24 protein-coding genes are annotated in these 25389 nt (G+C 56.6%); 18 read left to right on the forward strand and 6 right to left on the reverse strand.

Annotated features, from left to right (window positions below):
• Positions 1–38 precede the first annotated feature (38 nt).
• From dhaM to DWZ54_RS09660, 9 genes are all read left to right on the forward strand, one after another.
• On the forward strand, positions 39–428 hold the full coding sequence (gene dhaM, locus DWZ54_RS09620; RefSeq protein ID WP_118475869.1) for a dihydroxyacetone kinase phosphoryl donor subunit DhaM: 390 nt from the start codon (positions 39–41) through the stop codon (positions 426–428).
• Between the two features lie 177 nt (positions 429–605).
• Complete coding sequence (locus DWZ54_RS09625) at positions 606–1511, forward strand: DUF2156 domain-containing protein (RefSeq protein WP_118475871.1); 906 nt, start codon at positions 606–608, stop codon at positions 1509–1511.
• Positions 1512–1620: 109 nt separating this feature from the next.
• Entirely contained in the window at positions 1621–2007 is a 387-nt protein-coding gene (locus DWZ54_RS09630) for a desulfoferrodoxin family protein (protein WP_118015297.1), read from the forward strand.
• 481 nt (positions 2008–2488) lie between these two features.
• A complete protein-coding gene (locus DWZ54_RS09635; protein WP_118475873.1) occupies positions 2489–3448 on the forward strand; it encodes an alpha/beta hydrolase in 960 nt (319 codons plus the stop codon).
• On the forward strand, positions 3445–3888 hold the full coding sequence (gene dtd, locus DWZ54_RS09640; protein WP_118015299.1) for a D-aminoacyl-tRNA deacylase: 444 nt from the start codon (positions 3445–3447) through the stop codon (positions 3886–3888). Before DWZ54_RS09635 ends, dtd begins: the two co-directional genes overlap by 4 nt.
• Before the next feature lie 38 nt (positions 3889–3926).
• On the forward strand, positions 3927–5159 hold the full coding sequence (locus DWZ54_RS09645; RefSeq protein ID WP_118475903.1) for an aminopeptidase: 1233 nt from the start codon (positions 3927–3929) through the stop codon (positions 5157–5159).
• Between the two features lie 33 nt (positions 5160–5192).
• Entirely contained in the window at positions 5193–5831 is a 639-nt protein-coding gene (locus DWZ54_RS09650) for a hypothetical protein (protein WP_118015300.1), read from the forward strand.
• The gene (locus DWZ54_RS09655; protein ID WP_233519484.1) at positions 5831–6745 is read left to right on the forward strand and encodes a YitT family protein; all 915 of its coding nucleotides are present in this window, start codon (positions 5831–5833) and stop codon (positions 6743–6745) included. Before DWZ54_RS09650 ends, DWZ54_RS09655 begins: the two co-directional genes overlap by 1 nt.
• 193 nt (positions 6746–6938) lie before the next feature.
• Positions 6939–8291 (forward strand): MATE family efflux transporter, encoded by a 1353-nt coding sequence (locus DWZ54_RS09660; protein ID WP_118475875.1) that lies wholly within the window; start codon positions 6939–6941, stop codon positions 8289–8291.
• Positions 8292–8362: 71 nt separating this feature from the next.
• Here DWZ54_RS09660 and DWZ54_RS11945 read toward each other — a convergent pair whose 3' ends face one another.
• Positions 8363–9127 (reverse strand): hypothetical protein, encoded by a 765-nt coding sequence (locus DWZ54_RS11945; RefSeq protein WP_199663336.1) that lies wholly within the window; start codon positions 9125–9127, stop codon positions 8363–8365.
• Between the two features lie 281 nt (positions 9128–9408).
• Here DWZ54_RS11945 and DWZ54_RS09670 point away from each other — a divergent pair, with 281 nt between their 5' ends.
• From DWZ54_RS09670 to DWZ54_RS09700, 8 genes are all read left to right on the forward strand, one after another.
• Complete coding sequence (locus tag DWZ54_RS09670; RefSeq protein WP_118475877.1) at positions 9409–11331, forward strand: BglG family transcription antiterminator; 1923 nt, start codon at positions 9409–9411, stop codon at positions 11329–11331.
• Positions 11332–11341: 10 nt separating this feature from the next.
• Positions 11342–11515 (forward strand): hypothetical protein, encoded by a 174-nt coding sequence (locus tag DWZ54_RS11865; RefSeq protein ID WP_158573647.1) that lies wholly within the window; start codon positions 11342–11344, stop codon positions 11513–11515.
• Positions 11512–12570, forward strand: coding sequence for a galactitol-1-phosphate 5-dehydrogenase (locus DWZ54_RS09675; RefSeq protein WP_199663338.1), 1059 nt, complete (start codon positions 11512–11514; stop codon positions 12568–12570). The genes DWZ54_RS11865 and DWZ54_RS09675 overlap by 4 nt, the downstream gene beginning before the upstream one ends.
• Before the next feature lie 3 nt (positions 12571–12573).
• Positions 12574–13068 (forward strand): PTS sugar transporter subunit IIA, encoded by a 495-nt coding sequence (locus DWZ54_RS09680; protein WP_118475879.1) that lies wholly within the window; start codon positions 12574–12576, stop codon positions 13066–13068.
• A gap of 53 nt (positions 13069–13121) precedes the next feature.
• Positions 13122–13406: a PTS galactitol transporter subunit IIB gene (gene gatB, locus DWZ54_RS09685; RefSeq protein ID WP_118475881.1), complete on the forward strand. Its 285-nt coding sequence runs from the start codon at positions 13122–13124 to the stop codon at positions 13404–13406.
• Between the two features lie 71 nt (positions 13407–13477).
• Positions 13478–14857: a PTS galactitol transporter subunit IIC gene (locus DWZ54_RS09690; RefSeq protein WP_118475883.1), complete on the forward strand. Its 1380-nt coding sequence runs from the start codon at positions 13478–13480 to the stop codon at positions 14855–14857.
• Positions 14858–14868: 11 nt separating this feature from the next.
• Positions 14869–15795, forward strand: coding sequence for a 1-phosphofructokinase family hexose kinase (locus DWZ54_RS09695; protein WP_118475885.1), 927 nt, complete (start codon positions 14869–14871; stop codon positions 15793–15795).
• A gap of 89 nt (positions 15796–15884) precedes the next feature.
• Entirely contained in the window at positions 15885–16736 is an 852-nt protein-coding gene (locus DWZ54_RS09700) for a class II fructose-bisphosphate aldolase (protein WP_118475887.1), read from the forward strand.
• 173 nt (positions 16737–16909) lie between these two features.
• Here the strand turns inward: DWZ54_RS09700 and DWZ54_RS09705 are convergent, their stop codons facing one another.
• Positions 16910–17614, reverse strand: a complete 705-nt coding sequence (locus DWZ54_RS09705) for a tetratricopeptide repeat protein (RefSeq protein ID WP_118015303.1) — start codon at positions 17612–17614, stop codon at positions 16910–16912.
• 65 nt (positions 17615–17679) lie between these two features.
• On the opposite strand from DWZ54_RS09705, the gene DWZ54_RS09710 reads away from it, so the two are divergent.
• Positions 17680–19386 carry a phosphoethanolamine transferase gene (locus tag DWZ54_RS09710; protein ID WP_118475889.1) on the forward strand — a complete coding sequence of 569 codons (1707 nt, stop codon included), beginning with the start codon at positions 17680–17682 and terminating at the stop codon, positions 19384–19386.
• Positions 19387–19443: 57 nt separating this feature from the next.
• Here the strand turns inward: DWZ54_RS09710 and cydC are convergent, their stop codons facing one another.
• From cydC to DWZ54_RS09730, 4 genes are read right to left on the reverse strand one after another with little or no spacing between them, the layout of a single operon-like run.
• Entirely contained in the window at positions 19444–21078 is a 1635-nt protein-coding gene (gene cydC / locus DWZ54_RS09715) for a thiol reductant ABC exporter subunit CydC (RefSeq protein ID WP_118475891.1), read from the reverse strand.
• Positions 21069–22721: an ABC transporter ATP-binding protein/permease gene (locus DWZ54_RS09720; protein ID WP_118475893.1), complete on the reverse strand. Its 1653-nt coding sequence runs from the start codon at positions 22719–22721 to the stop codon at positions 21069–21071. The genes cydC and DWZ54_RS09720 overlap by 10 nt, the downstream gene beginning before the upstream one ends.
• Before the next feature lie 39 nt (positions 22722–22760).
• Positions 22761–23774 (reverse strand): cytochrome d ubiquinol oxidase subunit II, encoded by a 1014-nt coding sequence (gene cydB, locus DWZ54_RS09725; RefSeq protein ID WP_118475907.1) that lies wholly within the window; start codon positions 23772–23774, stop codon positions 22761–22763.
• Positions 23774–25141, reverse strand: coding sequence for a cytochrome ubiquinol oxidase subunit I (locus DWZ54_RS09730; RefSeq protein WP_118475895.1), 1368 nt, complete (start codon positions 25139–25141; stop codon positions 23774–23776). Before DWZ54_RS09730 ends, cydB begins: the two co-directional genes overlap by 1 nt.
• Between the last annotated feature and the right edge of the window lie 248 nt (positions 25142–25389).

Consider the following 25389-nt stretch of genomic DNA (forward strand, 5'->3'; position numbering starts at 1 on the left):
CTCTGCTGGCCGCATTTCATCGCAAGGAGGGAATTTTTGTGGTTGGTATTGTAATCGTATCGCACAGCCAGAAGCTCGCGGAAGGCGTCAGGGAACTTGCTGCGATGATGACGCACGGCGACGTGCCCATCGAAGCGGCAGGCGGCCTTGAAGACGGCGTGCTCGGCACGAGTTTCTCGCGGGTCAAGACGGCCATTGAGGAAGTCTGCGGCACGGATGGTGCCGTCGTCCTCATGGATATGGGCTCCGCCGTCATGACGGCAGAGCTCGCCGTCGAGGAATGCCGCGACGACGCCGTGCGCCTCGTCGACTGCCCGCTCGTCGAGGGGGCGGTGCTCGCCGCCGTGGCCGCAGCAGGCGGCGCAGGGCTTGAGGAGGTCGTGCGCCAGGCGGAAGCAGCCCGTCAGATGAAGAAACTGGAATCCTGAACGCCGCGCGGCAGAACGCGGCACATCCCGCAAAGGACCGATTGAGCTCGTGCGTTCCAATCTCAATGCCGCAGAACGCGGCACATCCCGCAAAGGACAGCAAGTGAGTCAGTCACATACAGGATTTGACATCGTTGATATAATAAATGAATAACAAGTATAGTTTTCACCGGGGGGATGAGCATCATCGAATTCCAGTTATTGCAAAAAGAAGACAAACCGGTGCTGGACCGTTATTTTGCCAGCCGTTATTATGAGAATTCCCATTTTACGTTCACGAATTTCTACATGTGGCGTGAACCGTACCACATCCAGTGGGCCGAGGAAGATGGGATCCTCTACATGATCTGTGAATGGGAAGGACAGCACATGGCCATCCAGCCGTTCTGCGACGAAGACCGGTGGCAGGAGGCCGTCGATGCTTTCCTTGCTTATTTCAAGGAACAGGGCTGGCCTTTCTACTTCACGGGCCTCGAAAAGCCGTTTGCGGAATTCCTCGCAGGCTACAAGGGCGCGGCATTCACGATCGAAGACGATCGCGACAATTGGGATTACGTCTATGAGGCCGAAAAGCTCACGACGCTCTCGGGCCGCAAGCTCCATTCGAAGAAGAATCATCTCAATGCGTTCCGCAAGCTCTATCCGGAAGCCGAATACCTACCCATCACGGACGACATTATCACGGCCTGCAAGATTGAGCTCAACAACTGGTACAAGCTGCGCCTGCAGGATGAACCGGACGACCCCTTCATCGCCTGGGAGCGCAAGGCCATCCTTGAAATACTCAACGACTACGCGTATTTCAAGCTCAAGGGCGGTGCCATCCGGCTCGACAACCGCATCATCGCATTCACCTTCGGCGAGCCACTCAATGCGGACACGGCCGTCATCCATGTCGAGAAGGCCGACCCGAACATCCGCGGCGCGTATCCTGCCATCAACCAGGGCTTCGTCGCCAATGCCTGGCAGGACATGACCTACATCAACCGTGAGGAAGACATGGGCCACGAAGGCCTGCGCAAGGCCAAGGAGTCGTACAAACCGTTCAAGATGGTCGAGAAATTCAACGCCTGGATTGCGTAAGGAGCAGGGCTGACGAAGGATAAGAAATATCTGAAAATACCTTGCCAGTCCGCATGGGAATCGGTACAATAGTGATAGTGACAAGTATTTTTGCAAGGAGGGCTTTTTTATGGCAAAACGTTTCTTTGTATGCAAGACTTGTGGCAATATCGTCGGACTCATCGAGGACCGCGGCGGTACGCTCTCGTGTTGCTCGGCTCCGATGACGGAGCTCATCCCGAACACGCAGGATGCCGCGCAGGAAAAACACGTACCGGAAGTGACGTTTGACCGCGAAGGCGGCGAAGTCACCGTCCAGGTCGGCAAAGTCGCGCATCCGATGCTGCCGGAACACTACATCGAGTGGATTCATCTCCAGACGGAGCAGGGCGCTCAGATCAAGCACCTCAAACCCGGTGACACGCCGGAAGCCGTCTTCAAGGTAGCCGGCGACGACAAGCCCGTAGCGGCCTTCGCCTACTGCAATCTCCACGGCCTCTGGAAAGCAGACTTCTAAAAGCATATCGTCACGCACAAGACTCGCTGTCAACCACAGCGGGTCTTTTTTAGCCTTCCCCGCGCACGGGGAAGGGGGACCGCGCAGCGGTGGAAGAGGTCCATGGATTGACGTGAAAGAACAACACTTGACTATGCTGTCTTCACAAGCGTCGCAGCCCCGCGCACGGGCGCGAAGCGCGGGATGCCGGGGGCATCCCCGGAGAAGGGGGACCGCGCAGCGGTGGAAGAGGTCCATGGACTGACGGGAAAGAACAACACTTGACTATACGTCTTCACAAGCGTCGCAGCCCCGCGCATGGGCGCAAAGCGCGGGATGCCGGGGGCATCCCCGGAGAAGGGGGACCGCGCAGCGGTGGAAGAGGTCCTGAAGAAAAATTTTCGATTTTCCGGCACAGTACAGAATTCGATGCTATAATGGTCGTTGTATGATTTTTTGCATGAATTTGTGGAAAAATTTTTCTGGAAAGGGTATACTAGCGATGAAGAAGATTCTTGTATCCTGTCTTTTGACGGCGGTCATCGTGGTGGCGGCGATGGTTGTTGGGGCAGGATATTTTGTTGGCAATTACTTTGTGCATTTCGGCCTGGAACGCGGGACGGCGGAGAATCCGCAGGAGCCGCCGAAGGCGTATGCACTCTTGATGCCGCCGGAGGCCCGGCAGTTCACGAAGCCGGATTATCCGTCCGAGGAGTGGGAGCTGACGTCGTTTGACGGCCTCATGCTCAAGGCCACGCGTTTTTCGCCGGGGCAGGACGGACACCGTTGGGTCATCGTGGCGCACGGATATGGCTGCACGCAGCAGAATTCGTGGTATATCGCGGCGAATTATCTCGCGCGCGGGTATCAGGTGCTGACGCCGGACCTCAGGGCTTCGGGCGCGAGCGAGGGGCGTTATCTGACGATGGGATATCGCGAGAGCCGCGACCTTGTCGACTGGGCGAAGAAGATTGCCCGCACGGACCCCGATGCGAAGATCATTCTGCACGGTGTCTCGATGGGGGCGGCTTCCGTCATGATGGCCTCGGCTGCGCCGGAGCTGCCGCAAAATGTCGTGGCCTGCGTGGAAGACTGCGGCTATACGGATGCGTACGATTTGCTCGCGTATCAGCTCGAGTCGTCCTTTGGCCTGCCGTCTTTCCCGGCGATGAATCTGCTCGACTGGCGCTGCAAGGCCAAGACGGATTTCAGCCTGCATGAGGCTTCGCCGCTCGTGGCGGAGCAGCACGCGAAGATCCCGACGCTCTTTATCCATGGCGATAAGGATACGCTCGTGCCGTCTGAGATGGCCCGCCAGCTCTACGATGCCTCGACGGCTCCACAGAAGCAGCTGATGATGGTGTCGGGAGCCGTGCATGCGGCGGCCAGCCAGCAGGATCAGAAAAAGTATTTCGCGACGATCCGCGATTTCGTCGCACCGTATATGGAGGGAATCAAATGAAGGCAGTCGTGACGCGTGTGACGTCCGCGAGCGTGACCATCGAGGGGACGGTTCGCGGCAGGATCGAGAACGGATTCCTCGTGCTCCTGGGCGTGGGGCCTGAGGATACGGAGGAGGTTTGCGACCATCTGGCTGAGAAGGTCGCCCATGTCCGGGTCTTTTCGGATGAAGCGGGCAAGATGAACAAGAGCATTGATCAGGTGGGCGGGGCGTTCCTCGTCATTTCGCAGTTCACGCTCTATGCGGATCTCAAGAAGCGCCGCCCGGGCTTTTCGCATGCGGCGAAGCCGGAGCTTGCGGAGCCTCTTTATGAGCGCTTCATGGCGGATCTGCGCGCCAAAGGCTTCCACGTCGAGCACGGGGAGTTCGGGGCGGAGATGCAGGTCGCTTCGGTCAACGATGGCCCGGTCACGCTGCTCTTTGATACGGATGAAGTTTGATGGCTGAGATAATGATAAAGAATGGAAAGGAATATATCATGAACCAGGAATTACTGACCTCGTATGCACGGCTGGTCGTGCGCGTGGGTGTCAATCTGCAGAAGGACCAGATTCTCGTGATCCAGTCGCCAATCGAGTGTGCGGCGTTTGCGCGCACGATTGCAAAAGAAGCGTTTGCGGCCGGTGCGCATGATGTCGTGGTGAGCTGGGGCGATGAAGAGCTCGCGCATATCCGCTATGCGGAGGGCGATAAGCAGCTTTTCACGGAGTTTCCCGAGTGGCGCCGGGCGTTCTTTACGGATTACGCCGAGCAGGGTGCAGCCTTTGTGTCGATTGCGGCGCGCGATCCCGAGATTTTCCAGGACATCGATGCCGAGAAGCTCAAGCTCGCGAATCAGGCGGCTGGGGCGGCGCTTCTTGAGTACCGCGCACGCCTGATGAACAACCGGAATACGTGGTGCGTCGTGTCGGTGCCGACGAAGTCCTGGGCGCGCAAGGTATTCCCACAGCTTGGCGAGGAAGAGGCCGTCGCGCGTCTCTGGCGGGAGATCTTCCAGACGGTCCGCGTGGGCGAAGGCATCGACACAGTAGCTGCCTGGCGCGAGCATATCGATTTCCTGCATCGGGCGGCGGATTTCCTCAACCGCCACGATTTCCAGTTTCTGCATTACACGAACGCTCTCGGCACGGACCTCACGATTGAACTGCCGGAGGGCCATATCTGGGCCGGCGGTGCCGAGAAATCGGAACTCGGCGTGATGTTTGCGGCCAACATGCCGACGGAGGAAGTCTACACGCTGCCGAAGCGCGATGGCGTCAACGGCGTGGTCTATGCGACGAAGCCGCTGAATTTCAACGGCAACCTCATCGAGGGCTTCCACTTTGTCTTCCGCGATGGCAAGGTCGTGGACTTCGGCGCGGAGAAGGGGGCCGATATCCTCAAGGGACTGCTCGATACGGACGAGGGGGCGCGTTATCTCGGCGAGGTGGCGCTCGTGCCGTTTGATTCGCCCATCTCCAGGAGCGGCGTGCTCTTCTACAACACGCTGTTCGATGAGAATGCCGCCTGTCATCTGGCACTCGGCAAGGCGTATCCGACCTGCCTCAAGGGCGGGGAGAAGATGGACAGCGTGACGCTTCTGCAGCATGGTGTCAATGATTCCCTCGTGCATGAGGACTTCATGATCGGCAGTGCGGATCTGGAGATCGTCGGCACGACGCGCAGCGGGCAGCAGGTGCCCATTTTCCATCAGGGCAATTTTGCTTTTTGAGCCACTGATAATTTGTAACGGGAGGATATTACGATGAGATTACGGCTGATCCGGGGCGTGACCGCCCTGTTTCTGCTACTGATCCTGGTGGTGGCAGCACTGCCGGCGGAGGCAGCCGGCAAGGTCGAGGAGGCGGATTTTTCCTGCCGCGGGGTGTCCCTGGGGGATACGGAAGCGCAGCTGCTCGAAAAATTCGGCACGCCGCTCTTTGATAAAGAAATCACGCGTCAGGGCGTGCCCGTGAAGGTCTATACGTTCAAGAACCACGATGAGGCGGCGGTGAGCCGCAGGACGGGCAAGGTCGTGGACATTGTTGTCGGCGATGACCGCTATGAGGCACGTGACGGCATTCGCTTTGGTGCGACCTCGTACTGGATTCGGCAGACGTATGGCAAAAAAGACCGCCAGATGATCGATGGTGCAATCTGCTATGTCTACGCGCGCGAGGGCCATCCGCACGACCGGCTGGTGCTGACAGTCGATGCCGAGCAGGGCTATCTGACCGGGATGCGCATCACGTCGCTGCCGCTGACGGATGAGGAAGCCGAGCAGTGGGAGATTGCGGGTGAGACGGAGGAAGGCCCGCTTGACTGGCGCATTGCCGAAAAGGAAATCGATACGTCGCGCCTGCCGAAAGATAAGGCCGTCGTGCTGAAGGGAGATGAATCGTAATGGTGGTGACGATGAAGATGATGCATCATCGCGCGCTGCGGTATCTGGGCATTACGCTGGGCTGTCTGATCGCCAGCTGCTCCATCAATCTTTTTCTCGTTCCTTCTCATCTCCTGACGGGCGGTGCCACGGGCATTGCCATTATCGTTTACTATCTGACGCAGCTGCCCATCGGCTTGCAGACGTTCCTCTACAATATCCCGCTTCTGGCGACGGCCTGGAAGACGATGGGGCGCAGCTATACGATCGATGTCATCATCGGCACGGGCATCTTCTCCCTGTGCCTGGACCTCACGCGCTTCCTCAATGCGTATGCGCCGGTCAATGATGTCATGCTGGCGGCCATCTTTGGCGGTGTCTTCAACGGCATCGGCTACGGCATCGTCTTCCGCATGAATGGCAGCACGGGCGGTTTCGATATCGTAGGTGCGATTGCCAAGAAATATTATTCGCTCAATATGGGCGGCGTCATCTTCGCGTTCAACTGCATGATTATGTGCGTGGCGGCGTTCCTGTTCGGCGTGGCGCCGGCGATGTTCACGCTCATCTGCATGTATATGAACGGCATGGTGACGGATAAGGTCATCGCGGGCTTCAACAGCCGCAAGGCCGTGCTGATCATCTCGGACCATTCCAACCAGATTGCCGACGGCATCATGGAGGTCGGACGCGGCGTCACGTTCTTGCACGGGCAGGGGGCATTCACGCGCAAGGAGCGCAATGTCGTCTTTGTCGTCGTCAAGCTCACGCAGGTCAGCAAGATCAAGCTGATTGCGCACGCCATTGACCCGCATGCCTTCATGCTCATCGTGCCGGCCAGCGAGGTCATGGGCCGCGGCTTCAGCGAGCCGGGCATTGCGTTCAAGCGCTTCATGAACCATCATCCGCTGCAGAATCCCGAGGAGCATTCCTAAAATCAATGGGCTTTGGCACATCAAAACTGCTTCACATCTGTCAGACAAGGGAACTGGCAGGGTGAAGCAGTTTTTTGCATCTTGACGGGATAATTGGCTTGACTCTATTATGGTTGTAGCGTTTATCATGGAGGAGAACGCGGGAATGGCATGTATCCCGCTAACTGTCGAGGAATGGGGTGGAGGTTGAATCTTGGTCAGGAATTTTACCACAGGCAGTGTCTTGAAGAATATCGGACTATTCTCGCTGCCATATTTTTTCTCGTATTTCTTGCAGACGCTTTACGGCATGGCGGATCTTTTCATCATCGGTCAATTCGAGGGGGCTGCCAGTATCACGGCCGTATCGGTGGGCAGCCAGGTCATGCATATGATCACCGTCATGATCGTCGGCCTCGCGATGGGCACGACGGTCTGCATCGCACAGGCGGTGGGGGCGGAGGACCGGGAGCGCGTGGCGCGGAATATCGGCAATACGACGGTCCTGTTCCTCGTCGTTTCACTCGTGCTCTCCCTGATGCTTGTCCATCTGACCGCGGATATCACGTGCTGGATGGCGACGCCGACGGAAGCCGTCGCGGGGACGGAGGCCTATCTCTGGATCTGCTTCATCGGCATCCCGTTCATCACGGCGTACAACATCATCAGTGCGATTTTCCGCGGACTCGGCGATGCGCGGACGCCGATGTATATCATCCTGGCGGCCTGTCTCGTCAACATCGGGCTCGATTATCTCTTCATGGGGTATTTCCATTTTGGGCCCGCCGGTGCGGCACTCGGCACGACGATTTCGCAGGCTGCCAGCGTCCTGCTTGGCATCTTCTTCATGAAGCGGGATGAGCTCGGCGCCTGGGTCACTCGTCAGGCCTTCCAGCCCTGCCGGGCGGTCATGGGCGGCATTTTGCGCATCGGTGTCCCGATTGCCCTGCAGGATGGCTTCATCCAGATTGCCTTCCTCGTCATCACGGTCATCGCCAATGGCCGCGGCCTCACCGATGCAGCCGCCGTGGGAATCGTGGAGAAGATCATCAGCTTTATCTTCCTCGTGCCCTCGTCGATGCTCTCGACGGTATCGGCCCTCGGCGCGCAGAATATCGGCGCCGGCAAGGGCGAGCGCGCCATAAAGACGCTGCATTACGCCATGCGCATCACGGTGGGCTACGGCGTCTTCGTGGCTGCCGTCGTGCAGTTCCTCGCGCCGCAGGCCGTGGCTCTGTTCACTTCGGATGCAGCGGTGGTGGCGGCCGGTGCCGATTATTTCCGCGGCTACGTCTTCGATACGATCTTTGCCGGTGTCCATTTCAGTTTCAGCGGCTACTTCTGTGCCTGCGGCCGCTCGGAACTTTCCTTCCTGCACAATGTCGTTTCCATCGTGTCGACGCGCATCCCGCTGGTGTACCTGACGTCGGTGTGGTTCCCGGCGACACTGTTCCCCATGGGACTCGCGACGGTTTCGGGCTCGCTCGTCTCGGTCGCTATCTGTCTGCTGGCCTTTGCTTACTTGCGGCGTCAGACCTTACAGAAGGAAAAATCGGTACATACTTGATATCCTGTACATAGAGAACGGCCCTCCGGGACAGCATGTTTGCTGCCGGAGGGCCGTTTGCACAGAAACTCTTATTCGTCATCATCTTCGGTGCCGTGGTTGGTGCCGGAGTAGGAACCCGTGTAGTTAGCGGGGTAGATCGTGATGTCGAAGTGGTTGTTGTTCCATTCGTGGGAAAGGTGATGCTTGTAGGGGGCGAGTGCTTCGAGCAGCACGCGGTAGGCTGTCGTACCCGCGTAGACACCGTCATCGGAGATATCGACCTTGTAGCCGTTCTCATGGGAATACGTGCCGTGTGCGTGGTAGCCGCGCTCGGCACCGCCCGTGATGACAAACGAGACACCGGCTGCATGTGCGTCAGCATTCAGCGTGTCGAGAAAGGCAATGGTCGAACTCTGCAGATGCACGGTGTCGGTCACCTCATTGTCGTCCCAGGAGGTATCCATGCCATGGACGCTGCTCCATTTGTGGAGATTGCTCTTGCCGAAATCTTCGCGCATCGCATAAGCCGCAGCAAGGGAATCATTTCCCATTGCAGGGAAGTTGGATGGCATCGCGCTGGTGCCTTGCGGGCCTTTGGGCGAAAACGGGGAAATCAGCGCAATTTTGCGGGCAAGCTTGCTTTGTGCGGTATCCTGTGAATGAAACGTACGAGCAGCGGCGGCCGCTTCTGCTTTGATGGCTGCTGCCGGTAATCTGTCAGCCGGCCGTGTGTAGGCGGAGGCTGCGGTGCTGCCGGCAGTTTTTACCACTGGTGATGCCGAAGCCGTACCGGCACCGAGCGTGCAGCCAATCAGAAAGGTGGCGGTTAAGATCGTTCTCGTACTGCTTATCAATAGGAGTTCCCCCTCGTAAATGACGTTACATAATGCATGGATTTTGTTATGCATGGATTTTGTTGAAAATTTTAATAATATGTTATAATTATAGTACTTTTTCCGTCATTTGTAAAGTTAACGAGCTTGACGAAACCGTTTGCCAGCGTTTGCTATTCTGGCAGTGAGAAAATATTGGGACAATTTTTTTCCACTTTAATGGTCAATTATGAGCTAGAATATACGAATTAAGCTTGGTAGAATGAGAATAAGTAATAATAGGAACAGGAGGAAAAGCGACGATGTTCACGGAACGACAGCAAAAAATATTGGACATTTTAGCCAAAACGCCGGGGTTCATTACGAGTGAAGAGATTGCCCGCCGGTGCGGTGTATCCTCAAAAACTGTGCGCAATGAGATACGGGCTGTACAGCAGGAAATGCCGGCTGAAGCTGCGGTGATTACGGTGACGAAACGCAACGGCATTTCGCTTCTGATCAAGAATCCTGAAGTATGGCGGCAGGAGGTACAGATGCCTGCCGATGAGAGCGATGAGGCCGGCAGGGAAAAGCAGATTCTGCGGCTGATTCTGCTCGGTACGCTCAAGGATGAACCGCTGGTCCAGCAGAAAATTGCTGATGCACTTTATGTCAGCCTGTCCTCGCTCAAGGCCAGCATGAAGGATGTGCGCGAGGATCTGAAATCCTTTCATCTGAACCTGGTCAACCACAGGAATCAGGGCATGATGATCGCAGGCAGTGAACGGGATATCCGCCACTGCCTGTTCGAGAATCTCGGCCATCATTCTGGTGCTGATTTTGCGGATAAGGATCTGTCGTTTTCGATTGAGAAACTGCGGTCCATTCTGATCCGCGTGCTTGCGGTTTACGATATGGTACTAACGGACGATTCTCTCTGGGATGTTGCCGATTACATTGCCATAGCGCTCCTGCGTGCAGCAAACGGCCACAATATCCTCTATCGTCTGCAGGAAAGCAAGAAAATTACGGCCTGCAAGGAATACCGCATTGCTGCGACTGTTTTTGATGAGATTTACACGAATTTCCAGCTCGATGTCGATACCAATGAGATCTATTACATTGCACAGCACCTGATTATGAGCCGCCGCTACACGGCCATGGAGCATCCCGTCAATGAACAGATTTCCTCGCTGGTGGAGACGATGCTTGACCGCGTGCAGCATATTGTGGGCATTGATTTCCGGCAGGATTCTGCGCTGCTTAAGGGGCTGCAGAGTCATCTCGAGGTTGTGGTGCCGCGCATCAAGTTCCATGTCAGGATTCATAATGAGGTGCTGGAAGTCGTCAAGAACGAATATCCGCTGGCGTTCCAGATCGGCATCATCGCGGCGAAAGTCATTGAGGAACAGACCGGCGAAACGGTCAGTGAAGATGAGGTCGGTTATATTGCCATTCATTTCGGCGCGGCTCTGACCCGGCGCCATATTGACCATACGCGAAATATGCGCCGTACGGCTTATGTGGTCTGCGGCAGCGGTATGGGAACTTCTGTTCTTTTGAAAACACGTCTCGAAGAGTATTTCAAGGATGTGCTTTCCGTTGCCAAAGTCATGCCGGGCTACCAGCTGCCGGATGTCGATTTTTCCCAGGTGGACCTTATTATCAGCACGATGCCGCAGGAGGAACTGCCGGATCTTCCGGCAGAGGGCCGGGATAAATTGGTCGTGGTCACGCATCTGCTCGATCATGACGAAGTGGAGGAGATCCGCAAGCGGCTGTTCCATTCCCGCCACATTACGAATGCAAATCTGGCGAAATTTTTCCATCGTGAGTGCTTTCAGACGCATATGGCTGCGCACAGCCGCGATCAGGTCCTGCGCGAGATGACAAGAAGTCTACAGAAACTTGGCCTCATGGATGAAGAGACCATTCAGTCCGTATTTGAACGCGAAGAAGCTTCATCCACGGAAATCGGCAATCTCGTGGCCATTCCGCATCCGCTGACGAATACGACAGCTGTTTCGGCTATTTCTGTAGCCGTGCTTGATAAGCCAATTCTATGGTCGCAGATGCAGGTACAGGTCGTTTTCCTCATCAGCATTGCCAAAGAAGAGTTCTATCTCTGGGAACCAATCTTCCTGCGCTTGTTCAAATACATGGTGAAGGAAAACGGGGCACGCTATATGACCTCGGATATTGATTTCGATCAGTTCCTTGCAGAATTCCAGCGCCACTTCGAATGATGGTTCCATTATGGTCATGATGGAAACCGATGATCTGCTGAATCGTCCGGTTTCTTTCCGTTTTGAACGGAACGGTCTTGTCTATGCTGCAATTCGTCGCTTTGCTATGATGAAGATGCAAGCGAGAGAGGCAAGCAAAAAGATTTCCGGAGCTGATCCGGAAAAAGGAGTGGATAAAGAATGAATTTGCCAGAGAAAATGAAAGCTCTTGTGATTGAAGCCGATAAGGTACTGACTTATAAAGATGTGCCAGTGCCGGAAATTGGCGAAGATGACGTGCTTATCCGTGTTCATGCCTGCGGCATCTGCGGGTCGGATATCCCGCGTGTCCTGCACGGCGGCGCTCATTTCTACCCGCTTACGGTCGGTCATGAGTTTTCCGGCGAGATCGCTGCCTGCGGTGCCAAAGCCCAGGGTTTCACGATCGGCCAGCATGTCACGGCAGCCCCGCTGATTCCCTGCGGAACCTGCGAAGCCTGTGAGCAGGGCAATCCGGCCATGTGTACGCATTATTCCTTTGTCGGTTCGCGCGAGGCCGGTGCGATGGCCGAATATGTCCGTGTTCCGGCCCGCAATGTTGTGCCGCTGGCTGACAGCGTCACCTGGCAGGAAGGCGCCTGCATCGAGCCGATCACCGTTGCGTTGCACGGCGTGGAACGCGTCGGCACGCTCAAGAGCGGCACGGCAGCTATTGTCTATGGCTGCGGCACGATCGGCATGTTCACGCTGCAGTGCCTCAAGGCCAAAGGCATTGAACGTGTTTACGCCATTGATATCGATGATGCAAAACTGGAAATGGCCATGAAGCTCGGCGCTTATCAAGCACTGAACTCCAAGAAGATCGACATTCCGGCCTACTTCAAGGAACACGGCCTTGTCGATTATGCGTTTGAGACGGCAGGCGTTCCGTTCCTGCAGGCTCAGGTTCTGGAACTGGTCAAGAAACATGCCGCAGTCGTCTATATCGGCACGGCACATGGAGAGGTCAGACTGCAAGGCCCTGCTTTTGAAAAAATCTTGCGCGGCGAGCTGTCCGTTACGGGTTCCTGGATGAGTTATTCGGCACCGTTCCCGGGCACCGAGTGGAAAGCCGCGGCAGAACTTCTGGCTGCCGGCAAGATCAAGACCGAAGGCATCGTCACGCATCAGTTCCCGCTTTCCGCCGGCATCAAGGCTTTTGAGACGCTGACGGATCACAGCACCGGTGCCATCAAGGTCATGTATGTAATGGGGGAATGACCAATGAGGGTTTCGTTTTTTCATAAAGAGCTGATTCTGGATCCGCTGGAAGCCGAAAGTGGCGAGGATGCCATCCGCAAGATCGGTGGGGTCCTTGTATCAAATGGTTATGTCGATCCAAGCTACACCAAGAGTGTGATCGAACGCGAAGCTAATTTCCCGACGGGGCTGCCGCTCCCGGATGCTGTGATTGCGATCCCGCATGCGACGCCGGCTGGCAATGTCTTCAAGGACAGCATTGCCGTAGCACGCCTGTTAAAGCCCGTCAAATTCCATTCGATGGAAGACCCGGAACAGGAAGTTTCCGTCAATCTGATTTTCCTGCTGGCATTGAAGGACAGCCATTCGCATCTTGATATGCTGAAAAAGCTCTTTACGGTGTTCCAGAAACCAGGTTTCCTGCAGTCGCTGGCTAAATGCAGCGGCAAGGAGCAGATCATGGCACTTTTGCAGGAAAATTTCGCCTCGGATGAGGAAGCAAGCAAAAATGCTGGTTAAAAGATATTTAAAAGATATAAAGAGATAAGAAGAGATATGAGGAGGAATTTATCATGAAGAAGAAAATCATTGTTGCTTGTGGTGGTGCTGTAGCTACGTCTACGGTTGCTGCTGATGCGATCCGCGAACTCTGCAAGAAGAACAATATCGATGCGGACGTCGAGCAGATGCGTATCATTGAGATTGCCAGCAACCTCGATGGTGTGGACCTTGTCGTCACGACGATGCGCATCAAACCGGATTTCTCGACGCCGTATGTCAATGGCATGGCCTTCCTGACGGGCATCAATCAGGAAGCTACAGAGAAAAAGATTCTGGACGTCTTAACGAAAAAATAAACGGGATACTTTGTTTTAAACAGAAGATTCGAAATGTCCTGAAGAATTCATAATATCAGGGAGGTAAAGAAATGGATGCATTATTAAGTGTCGTGCAGTATTTTGTCAATCTCGGCGCATCCGTCATGCTGCCAATCGTTATTTTCATCGTTGCCATTGCGCTGGGCACGCCGCTCGGCAAAGCAGTCAAGAGTGGTCTTTCCATTGGTATCGGCTTCGTCGGTATCGGTCTTATCGTCAACTTCATGCTGACCAATCTTTCGCCGGCTGCACAGGCCATGAGTGCCAACTTCGGCATCAGCATGAGCGTCATTGATATCGGCTGGCCGGGCATGTCGCCGATGACCTGGGCAAGCCGCATCGCACTCGTTGCCATTCCGGTCGCCATCGTCGTCAACCTTGTCATGCTGGCCCTCAAGATGACGCGTGTCGTCAACATCGATATCTGGAACATCTGGCATTTTGCCTTCACGGGCGCCATCGTGGATATCGCTACGGGCAGCTATACGCTCGGTATCATTGCCGTCTGCATTCATGCCGCTTTTGCTTATAAAATCGGTGACTGGTTCGCGCCGACCGTTAACCGTTATTTCGGACTCGAAGGCATCGCCATGCCGCACGGCACGACAGGCTGGTTCGCACCGATCTCTGTTTTTGTTGATTTCGTTATCGATAAAATTCCGGGTATCCGTGATATTGATTTTAACCCGACGCATCTGCAGAAACGCTTCGGCACGATCTGCACACCTTCGGTCATGGGCGCCATCATGGGCATTATCATCGGCGTGCTGGCCGGCTACGATGTTCGCGGTATCCTGACGCTGGCCATCCAGATGTCTGCTGTTATTGTCCTGATGCCTGTCGTTGTTAAATACATCATGAATGGCCTGCTGCCGATTTCTGAAGTTGCACGCAAACGCCTGCAGAACAAATTCAACGAATCCCGTTTCTTCATCGGCCTCGACTGCGCCCTGCTGCTCGGTGATCCGGTCGTTGTAACGGCATCCCTGCTCTTCATCCCAATCACGATTCTCGTTGCAGCCATTGTCCCGGGCAACATCATCCTGCCGTTTGGCGATCTGCCGACGATCGGTTTCTTCATCGCCATGGCCGTTGGTGTTCATGGCGGCAACCTGTTCCGTACCTTGATTACCGGCTGCATTGTTATGTTCATGACGATCTGGATTTCCAATCAGACGATGGTATGGCAGACGCAGCTCGCTTCTAATGCCGGCCAGCTTACGGATGCCGCTGCCAAAGTCGCTGCGCTTGATCAGGGCGGTTCGCCGGTCACCTACATTATCACGCAGATCCTGACGCTGCAGAATATTGGCGGTCTCCTGGCCATCGGTGCCTTCTACCTGATCTGTGTTGCTTTCACGATAGTCTGGTCGCGCAAGCAGTACAAGGAATGGGATGAAGAAACGGCTAAGGAAAACAGCCAGGACTGAGGTGATATTGCGTGATACTCACATTAAATCTGAACTGTTCTCTCGATAAGATTTATACCGTTGATGACCTTCCGCATGGCGGCGTGGCCCGCGCGAAAACGTTACAAAACACCGCGGGCGGCAAGGGACTGCATATCGCCAATATCTGTGCGATCTTAGGCGAGGATTATGTGGTGACGGGCTTTTTAGGCGGCCATACGGGAGCAATGATCCGCGAGATTCTCGATGCGCGTCATATGCATCATGATTTTGTGCCCATTGCCGGTGAAACGCGGTCCTGCATCAATATCGGCACGCCGAACGGCAAGCAGACGGAAGTCCTCGAAAAGGGGCCGGATATTTCGGCTGCCGAACGTGAAGCTTTTCTGAAAAAATATGAAGAGCTGCTTGAAAAAGCGGATATTATCGTCGGTTCGGGCAGCCTGCCGCAGGGCCTTGAAATTTCCTTCTATACGGAACTCATCGAGATGGCCCGCCGCAAAAAGAAAAAATTCCTGCTCGACACGAGCGGGGCGACGCTTAAAGAGAGCCTTGCGGCAAAGCCGTTTCTGATCAAGCCGAATCAGGACGAGATCGAGATGCTGCTGCAGAAAAAAGTTTCATCGCTGGCCGATGCAGCAGAAAGCGTCAGGCATTTTCTCGATATGGGCATCCTGATGCCGGTCGTATCCCTCGGGAAAAATGGTGCAGCCGTAGGCTGGCAGGGCGATGTTTACCATGCGATGCCGCCAGTCTGCAGCGTCGTCAATGCCGTGGGCTCCGGCGATGCTTTTGTCGCGGGCATGGCGATCGGCCTGAGCCGGGAGCTTCCATTTACAGACATCCTGCGCCTGGGTTCGGCCTGTGGAGCGGCCAATGTGCTGGAAAAAGAAAGCGGCTTTGTCCGCCAAGAAAACGTCGAGAAAATCGCCGGCGATATCCAGATCAAAAAATTATAAGGAAATGGCAGCAGATCCCCAAGAGAGTCTATCTCGTTAATCTAACATATAATCATATAATTATATATGAATCAGAAAGAAGGTATATTATGCCACTCGTAACGAGCAAGGAATTACTGGAAGATGCACGTCAGAAACATTATGCAGTCGGTGCATTCAATGTGGAAAATATGGAAATGGTCATGGCAGTGTTGGCTGCTGCGGAAGAAAAAAATTCACCGATCATCATGCAGACGACGCCGGGCACGATCAAATATGCCGGCCTTGATTATTATCTTGCCAATGTCCGTACGGCAGCAGCACGTGCGCATGTGCCGGTCGTCATGCATCTTGACCATGGCAATAGCTTTGATCTTGCCATGCAGGCTTACCGGACGGGCTATACGTCGATCATGATCGACGGTTCGAAACTGCCGTTTGCCGACAACATCGCTTTGACGAAATCCGTTACGGATGCCTGCCATCCGGGCAATGTGCCGGTCGAGGGCGAACTTGGCAAAGTCGGCGGCAAGGAAGACGATCTTGAGAACGACGACGAGAATCCGTACACGGATCCCGATCAGGCCGTGGAATTTGTCGAACGCACCAAAGTCGATTCGCTTGCTGTCGGCATCGGCACGGCACATGGCGTCTACAAAGGCACGCCGCATGTCAACATCAAGCGGCTCGGCGAAATCCAGGCCAAGCTCGATATTCCGCTGGTCCTGCACGGCACGAGCGGCGTGCCGGACGATCAGGTGCGCCAGTGCGTGGAGCGCGGCATCTGCAAAGTCAATTACGCCACGGACCTGCGCATTGCCTTCACGCATGGCATCAAGGAATTCATCGCAGCCAATCCGGAAGCCTTTGACCCGAAGAAGTATGCCAAAGAAGGCATGGCCAAAGTCCAGGCCTATGTCATGCAGAAGATGGATGTCGTCGGCAGCACGGGCAAGGCGTAAAAGGCGCAAAAGAACAGGCACTTTGCCTGGATGACTAATGAGTTCTCCATTTTTTGAATATAGGAAAAATACCATGACGAAAAACCAGTCAGGCAATAAGCTTGGCTGGTTTTTCGCTGCAAATATGAATTTTTATGCCACATGACCGAATGGCTGTGCATGCAGAACAGTATTCAGATGTCCCAATGCAGGTTGTCGGGATTCGGCGTTGCCTTGTCGACTTCCGTGAGAATCCAGGAAGCGTTGTCGTGCGTGGCGGCAAATGCTTTTTCCAGGCCGGCTTCGTATTCCTTCGGGATTTCCATGGCGTGCAGAGCCATGTGCATGTAGTCCTTGGCCACGAGCGTGACGCCGCGCTCGGCAGAGAGCTGTGCCTTGAAGCGGTAGCCGTAGTAGAGGTAGCTGTTGTGGTGGATGGGGATGTCCTTGTAGGCTTCAATGCGCTCATCGACCTCGGCTTCTGCTTCCTTGGTCATGTTCATCTTGTGCATGAGGTTCCAGCGGTCGGCCCAGAGTTCTCCGCGCAGGATGTACTTGTAGAGGAAGTCGGTCGATTCCGCGAGCTCGATGGCCTGGTCGATATGGCGCAGGGCATCGTCATGCTGGCCGAGTTCTTTTTCGAGCGAGCTCAGGCGCTGCAGCGCGAAAACCTTTTCTTCGACATCCTCGGCCTTCTCATCGTCGATGTCCGCGTCGACGACACTGTGGAAGAGTTCGAGGGCCTCCTTCGTCTTGTCGATGCCCTTCATGGCGAGGAAGTGGGCGAGGCGGGCGCGGGCATGCCAGCTGTCCATGCCGCCGATGAAGAGTTTCTCGGGCGGATGAGCCGGCGAATCCATTACGAAATGGACAAGCTTATGAAATTCATCTTGTGTCATGAAAAAACCTCCTGAATTTATGGTATAATATTTAATTATATCATCTTTGTAGGAGGTTTGGGAATGTGCCTGCCTTGAAACGTTTTTTGCTGCGGGCCTGGGCGCGCGGCACGCATATCGCGGAACACGAAGCGGGACTGCTGGCAGTCCTGTACGTGCTGAATCTGGCGCCGATTGCCTGGCTCAATATCCATATGTACAAGGGGGAGCAGCTCGGCGTGCTCGCGGCCGATGCCGTGTTCCTGCTCGGCGGGGTGCTGCTCTACATCCTCGTGCTGGGCTTCATTCCCGTGCGGCGGCTGCGGCGGTTCCTGTTCGCGGCGTCGTTTTTTCTGTCTCTGCTGCTCGGAGGCCTGGAGTTCTTTTCCATCGTGCAGTACAGCTCGCTCATCGGCGCGGGCATCGTGACGGCTGTCCTGCAGACGAATCCGCGGGAGGCCGGTGAGTTCCTGCGCATGTACGTGGGCTGGCAGGGCGTGGCGGCCTCCATCCTGCTCGTGGCGGCCGGTGTATTCATCTACCGCCACCTGGGCAGGTGCCGGATTCCTTTTCTGTCGCGCCATCGTCTCTCGCATGCACTGCCCTTCGTGTTCCTGGCGTCGCTGCTCGCGGGGACCATCCTGCTTTCGGAGTATTATTCGTTTATCATCAACGATTCGCTCGATGTGCCCGTCGTGCGCGTGAGCCGGGCGGCCACAACCTCCGTCGAGAACATCCAGGCGTTCGAGAAGCTCAAGAACGAGGCGGCGAGCAATGTGGAAATCACGGAGAACCGCAGTGATACGCCGTATGTGGTCTTCATCCTCGGCGAGTCGACGAACCGCGCCCGCATGCATCTCTACGGCTATCCGCTCGAGAACACGCCGAATCTCGATGAGCTGGCAGCCAAGGGGGAGCTCGCGGTCTTTCGGGATACAATCAGCCCGGAGGCGGCGACCGTGGCCGTCCTGCGCAAGCTTTTGACGTTCGCGGACATGGATTCGTCAAAATCCTGGTATGAATACAACAATATGATCGATGTCATGAAGGCGGCGGGCTACCGGACGTACTGGCTCTCGAATCAGGAGAGCTCGGGCATCTGGGGCAATGTGGCGCAGCTCTTTGCCGGCCGCAGTCATTACAGCCGCTTTACGCGGCTGCGCGAATCGCATGAGGACAACGGCATTTACGATGAGGCGCTTTTCCCGCTCGTCGATGAGGTGCTCGCGCAGCCGGCTGCCAAAAATTTCTACGTCATCCACCTGATGGGCGGCCACGGCCTCTATTACATGCGGTTCCCGTATCTGTTCTCGAAATTTACGGCCGATGACGTGCCGCCGCCGCAGGATACGCTGTCCCTGGAGAAGCGCACGGAGATCGCGCAGTACGAGAACGCCCTGTTCTACAATGATTTCGTCGTGACGAGCCTCATGGGCAAGTTTGCCGATAAGGATGCGCTGGTCGTCTATATCCCCGACCACGGGGAGGCCGTGTACGACCATGGCAGTTTCTCGGGCCACGTCGAGGAGCATCCGACGAAGGAGACGCTCGAGGTGCCGATGATCTTCTGGGCGTCACCTGCCTACCGCGCGCATCACCCTGAGAAGTGGCAGGCACTCCAGGCGGCGGTGAACCGCCCATACATGACGGATGATTTCATCCACACGCTTCTGGATCTCTTGGACATCCGCACGCCGGAGTACGACGCGAAAAAGAGCGTCATCAATCCCGCTTTTGTACCGCGTCCGCACCGCATGGTGCAGGGGCACGACTACGATACCGAAATGAAATGAGCAGACAAAATGAGCCGCTGCAGGCCGGGAAGCTTTGCAGCGGCTCATTTTCGTTTGTCACTTTTTGAGTTCGATGACCTGCGGGAAGTCCTTTAGGATCTCGCGTTCATGCGTGATGACGAGCAGGGTCTGGCCGGTCTTTTTGACTTTGGCGAAAAGGTTCGTCAGGAGTGCCCTGGCTGTCTCATGGTCAAGGCCGCAGGTCGGCTCATCGAGCAGGATGACGGGCTCTTTGCCCGCGATGGCGATGGCTGTCAGCAGGCGATTGCGCTGGCCGCCGGAGAGGCCGCAGGCATCTTCGCCAAGCGGCGTATCGATGCCTTGCGGCAGCTGCTTTACGAGGTCCGTGAGCTGTGCCGTGTCAAGTGCCGCACGTATGTTGCTTTCGTTGCACGTGGGGCGGTACCGCTGGAAATTCTCGCGCATGGACCCGGCGAACAGGACGCTGCCCTGGGGCAGTGCGGCGATGGACGTATGAAAAACGTCATGGGAAATATGCTGGCAGGATGTTCCATGCAGCAGCAGCGTTCCCGCGTCGGGCGGCCAGACGCCGAGCAGGAGATAGGCGAGCGTGGTCTTGCCGGAGCCGCTGGCCCCGATGATGGCGGTGTGCTGGCCGGGGCGGATGGCAAAGGAAAGATCGTGCAGGAGGTCCTGACCCCGACGGTAGGAAAAGGCGAGTCCCTGCGCGGCAAGGAGGGGCCCGTCTGTCGAAGCAGCGGGTGCATCCGGTGCTTGATCCGGGCGGGAGTCGTCATCGCCGTCAGGCATCTGCCGTTTTTCGGGTAGACAGGAGGCGGCTGCCAGGCTGCGCCGTCCCTGGCGCACGGCTTCGGGCAGCGTGCGGAATTCGACGAGCAGGGTTTGCAGGATCAGGAACCAGACGCAGAGGTCGATGCCGCTCAGCTTATCTTGTGTGACGCGGAGGATAAGCAGCGCAAGCAGGGTGAGCAGGACGGCGGTATCGAGAAGATTGGCGCCGGCATCGCGCCGCGCATCGCCGCGTGCAAGACGGGTATCCCCCTGCAGCAGGGCCTGGGCGTTTCTTGCGAGAAGTCTGGCGGCGGGCTCGGATCCCGCCCGGATGAGCTCGTCGGCACCGGCGCTGACATCAAGGAGCGCGCTGCGGTAGGCGGCGTCAAGCGCACGACGCTGGTCTTCTTCGGCGGGCCGGCGGAGGCAGGCGAGTACGAGCCGCAGGAGGTAGAGCAGGGGCAGCAGCAGGGCGATGCAGCCGAGCACGCGCGCGAGCAGCCAGGTGGCAAGTGCCGTGATGAGGCCAATGGCAAGGACGGGCAGCAGGGAGCGGACGTAGAAGTCGCGCAGTTCATCGGCTCCTGTCAGGAGGTCGTGCAGGAATTCTCCCTGACGGGCGGGGCCGCTGCGCAGCGGCAGGATGGAAGCTGCCCGGTCGTAGAGAGAGAGCCGGATTTCCGTCAGAATGCGGAAGGCCATGCGGTGCGAGAGATAGCGTTCGCCATAGCGGAAGACGGCGCGGCCGATGCCGCAGGCCCGCACGGTGGTGATGCCGAGTGCCAGCGTGTACAAGGGCGGCATGAGTGCGGCCGAGGCGACGAGCCAGGCCGAGGCGCCGAGCAGCGCCAGTCCCGTGAAGAGAGCGATGAGGCTCACCAGAAGGACGGGCAGAAACTCTGGGAGGGAGGTCAGCTGCAGGAGTTTTCTCATATGCATGCATCTCCTTCCTGATGGGTATCGTTCTCGCCAGTGATATCATCCCAGGCGAGCAGCTGGTCGGCAGCTTTTTGCAGCGCTTCGTCATGGCTGATGACAAAGAGCGTGTGCGAGCCGCGCAGCGAGAGCAGTGCAGCGCGGATGATGGCGGCCGTTTCTTCATCGAGTGCGGCCGTCGGCTCATCGAGCAGCAGGAGCGGGCGGTTCTGCAGGAGGGCGCGGGCGAGCCCCAGGCGCTTGCGCTGGCCCTGCGAGAGGTTTTGCCCGCCTTCACCCAGGGGCGTGTCAAGTCCCTGCGGCAGGCCCCGCACCATATCCGTCAGGTCAAGGCGCCGAAGTGCCTGCAGGGCGTCATCTTCACGGCATTCTTCGTGAAAGAGTGTGACGTTTTCGAGCAGCGTGCCGTTGTACAGATGGGGCTCCTGCGGCACATAGCTCCAGCCGTTAGCAGATGTCTGCCGGCGCAGGATCGTTCCCGCCTCCGGCATCAGCAGGCCCGCGAGCAGGCGGATGAGCGTGGTCTTGCCGCAGCCGCTCGGCCCGTGGAGAACGGTCATGCCGCCATGCTTGACGGCAATATGTACGCCATTCATGAGGGGGAGCGGACTGCCCGCATAGCGGAAGGAAAGATCCTGCGCAGCAAGGGCGAAGCCCGCGGGGCAGCTGCCTTTGTCTGCGGCCGGTGCCGGTCCCGGCGTCAGGCAGTACGGCCTCAGGGCCTGCTCGGCCGTGAAGGCCGTCATGCCGCTGTGGAAAGCCGTGCCGGAGAGGCGCAGCGGCTGATAGAATTCCGGCGTCAAGAGCAGCACGAAGAATGCTGCCGTGAACGTCAGCTGGCCGTAGAGCAGACGCAGCCCGATGCTCACGGCAATGATGGCGATGGCCAGTGTCGTGATGAGCTCGAGGGCAAATGCCGAGACAAAGGAAAGCTGCAGGACGCGCAGCGCCGCCTGTGCAAATTCCTGGCTGAGCATCCTGACGCGGCGGCGTTCGTCCCGTTCGCGCGCAAAGAGCTTGAGCGTAGGCAGCGCGCGCAGGATCTCGGCGAGCCCTGCGGAGAAGCGGTTCATCTGCCGCCACTGCTGCTGGCTCGCCTCTTTTGTCACGCGCCCGATGAGGTAGAGCAGGAAGGGCGCGATGGGGACCGTTATGAGCATCAAGAGGCCCGTGACCGGATCGATGAAGAAGGCGGCAATCAGCAGGCAGGGCATGGCGACGAGGATGCCGAGCACGACGGGCAGGACCTTCGTGAACCAGGCATCGAGGGCATCCGTGCTCTCGAGTGCGAGCGGCAGCAGCTGGCGGCGGAAGCTGCGGTCCGTTTGTCCTTCCGGCGACAGAAGACGCAGGTGAAGACGATGGCGCACGTCATGGCGCAGCGCTGCAGACAGGCCCTGCAGCAGATGATCCTGACGCAGGGCCAGGAGATGGAGAAGCCCGAGTACAAGAAACAGCACCAGGAGGACTGGTGCTGTTTCCGTAAGGCTTCCCTTTCCGAGAAATACCTGGTTGATGGCCAGGCTGGCAGCCCCGCAGGCACCGAGAACGGCCATGGCGCGCAGGAGCTCCGTGAGGAACAGCTGGTTTCTCGTATGCGTTTGCTCATGCAGGGCTTTGAAAAGAAAGGTCTGCTTCATATTCATAATCGTTATTTCATGGTGATGTCGTATCTTCCGGACGGCTCAATAATGCTCTTCGGCATCCTTGGGCGTGACGCGTTTGCGGAAGATGTAATACGACCAGATCTGGTAGAGAAGGACAATCGGCACGAAGATACCGGCGGCGACCGTCATGACGGAGAGCGTATAAGGCGACGAGGAGGCGTTCGTGATCGTCAGGCTCCACGCCGGGTTCAGGCTCGAAACCATGAGGCGCGGGAAGAGGCCGGCGAAGAAGGCGACCGTCGTGGCGACGATGGCCAGCGAGCTCAGGATAAAGCTGGCCTTGCCCTTGCCGAGGTTCATGCTCAGAAGAGCGATGACAAAGAGCAGGGCGGCGCCAAAGAGGGCGACGGCTGCCAGTGGGCTCTGGAAGAGGTCCGTGTGTTCAAAGGTCAGCAGCATGCAGAGCACGAAGAAGATGGCAGCGGTGACGCCAACCTTGAGTGCGAGCGCCTGGCAGCGCAGGATGAGGCCCGTGTCCTTGAGGCGCAGCGTCAGGAAGGCAGCGCCGTGGAACAGGAAGACGAACAGGAACGCAAGGCCGCCGACGATCGTGTAGAGTGACAGCAGGTCGAAGAACCCGCCCATGTAGTTCATCTGGGCATTGATGGGCAGGCCGGCGATGAGATTCGTGACGGCGACGCCCCAGAGAAAAGCCGGTACGACACTGCCAAAGCAGATGGCACCATCCCAGAAACGGCGCCAGCACAGCGATTCCTGGCGACCGCGCAGATCGAAGGCCACACCGCGCAGGATGAGAGCGACGAGCATCAGGAAGAGAGCCAGGTAGAATGCTGAGAACATCGTGGCATAGACATGCGGGAAAGCTGCGAAAAGGGCGCCGCCCGCCGTGATCATCCAGACTTCATTGCCATCCCAGACCGGGGTGATAGTGCGCAGGATAACGCCGCGGTCTTCCTCGCGGGATGAGAGGAAAGGCAGCAGCCCGCCTACACCGTAATCAAAGCCTTCGAGGAAAAAGAAACCGGTGAACAGTACGACGATGAGGATGAACCAGAGAATGTTGAGATCCATCATGCGTCCCTCCCTTCCATTGCGATGCGGGTCTTCCGGACAAAGCGGATGGCAATCCAGAAGGCAGCGATGGCCAGCAGCAGGTAGAGAACCGTGAAGCCGATCATCGTGATCCAGACATCGGTACCTGTGAGATTCGGCGAGACGGCGTCTGCTGTTTTCTGCAGGCCAACGACAATCCAGGGCTGGCGTCCGCCTTCTGCGACATACCAGCCGAAGGAATTCGCAAGATATGGCAGCGGCAGCAGCCAGGGCAGTGCCTTAAGCAGCAGCGGGCAGGCGAGCGGACGTTTTTTCCAAGTGAGATAGAGCGTGACCAGGCCAAGGAAAATCATCAGTGCGCCGATGCCGATCATCATGCGGAAACTCCAGAAGAGTCCGGTTACGTCCGGACGATACTCACCGGGCCCATAGTTGGCTGCGTATTCCTGCTGCAGCTGGTTGATGCCTTTGACGGCACCCGTCGGCGAATTGTATAGCATGAAGGAGAAGACACCGGGAACAGTAAGCTCCATATTGTTCCTATGGTTTTCTTCGTCGATATCGGCGAAGATGGCAAAGGGAGCCGGGTCAGCCGTTTCCCAGAGTGCTTCCACGGAGGAAAGCTTCATGGGATTGGCTTGTGCGAGATACTGGGCGTGCATATGTCCGCTGCCCATCGTGGCAAAAAGGCCGATGAGCATGTAGATGGCACCGGCTTTGAGCGTCTGTGTGAAGGCCTGGCGGGAGACTTCATCATGCAGGACCTTCCAGGCCGAAACAGCCAGTACCAGGAACCCGGCCGTAGCAATGGCGGAGAACAGCGTATGCGAGTACTCGCCGAGAACGTAGTGATTCGTTACCAATGCGAAGAAATCCGTCATCTCCGCACGTCCATTGTTGAGTGCATAGCCAACGGGGTGCTGCATGAAGGAGTTGGCCACGAGGATCCAGAATGCGGATAGATTGCTGGCGAAGGCTACGATCCAGATGCAGATACAATGTGCTTTTTCCGAAAGCTTGTCCCAGCCGAAAATCCAGATGCCGAGAAAGGTGGATTCGAGGAAGAAGGCAGTCAGCGCTTCCAGTGCCAGTGGCGCACCGAAGATATCTCCCATGAAGCGGGAATATTCCGACCAATTCATGCCAAAATGAAATTCCTGTACGATACCGGTGACGACACCCATTGAGAAATTGATGATGAAGAGTGTGCCAAAGAATCTCACGAGCTGACGAGATGCTTTCTTCCATTGGGGACGCTTCGTCCGCACGTAACATGTCTCGAGCAGGGCCACGAAAATCGAGAGCCCCAGTGTTACGGGGACGAAGAGGAAATGGTAGACGGTTGTGATGGCGAATTGCCATCGTGATAGGATCAGTGCTTCCATTGAAATAGCCTCCTTTGATTATTTTGGGATGAATCAAGCTTATGATTGTATTATATCGCAAAAGTCAGATGGAGACAATGACAGTGACGAGTAATTTTTAAAAGAAAACTATTATCGCTAATAATCGTCATTTTTTCTGCTGTCAGCTATGCAGTTATGGTATAATAGAGTTCAATTAAAATGCGGCCAGGAATCTTCTCACTTCAGTCAGGAGAGGAATGGCCGCAACGGTAGTCACTTGGAATACT

The sequence above is a fragment of the Mitsuokella sp. AF33-22 genome (assembly GCF_003475755.1).
Taxonomy (GTDB): Bacteria; Bacillota; Negativicutes; order Selenomonadales; family Selenomonadaceae; genus Mitsuokella.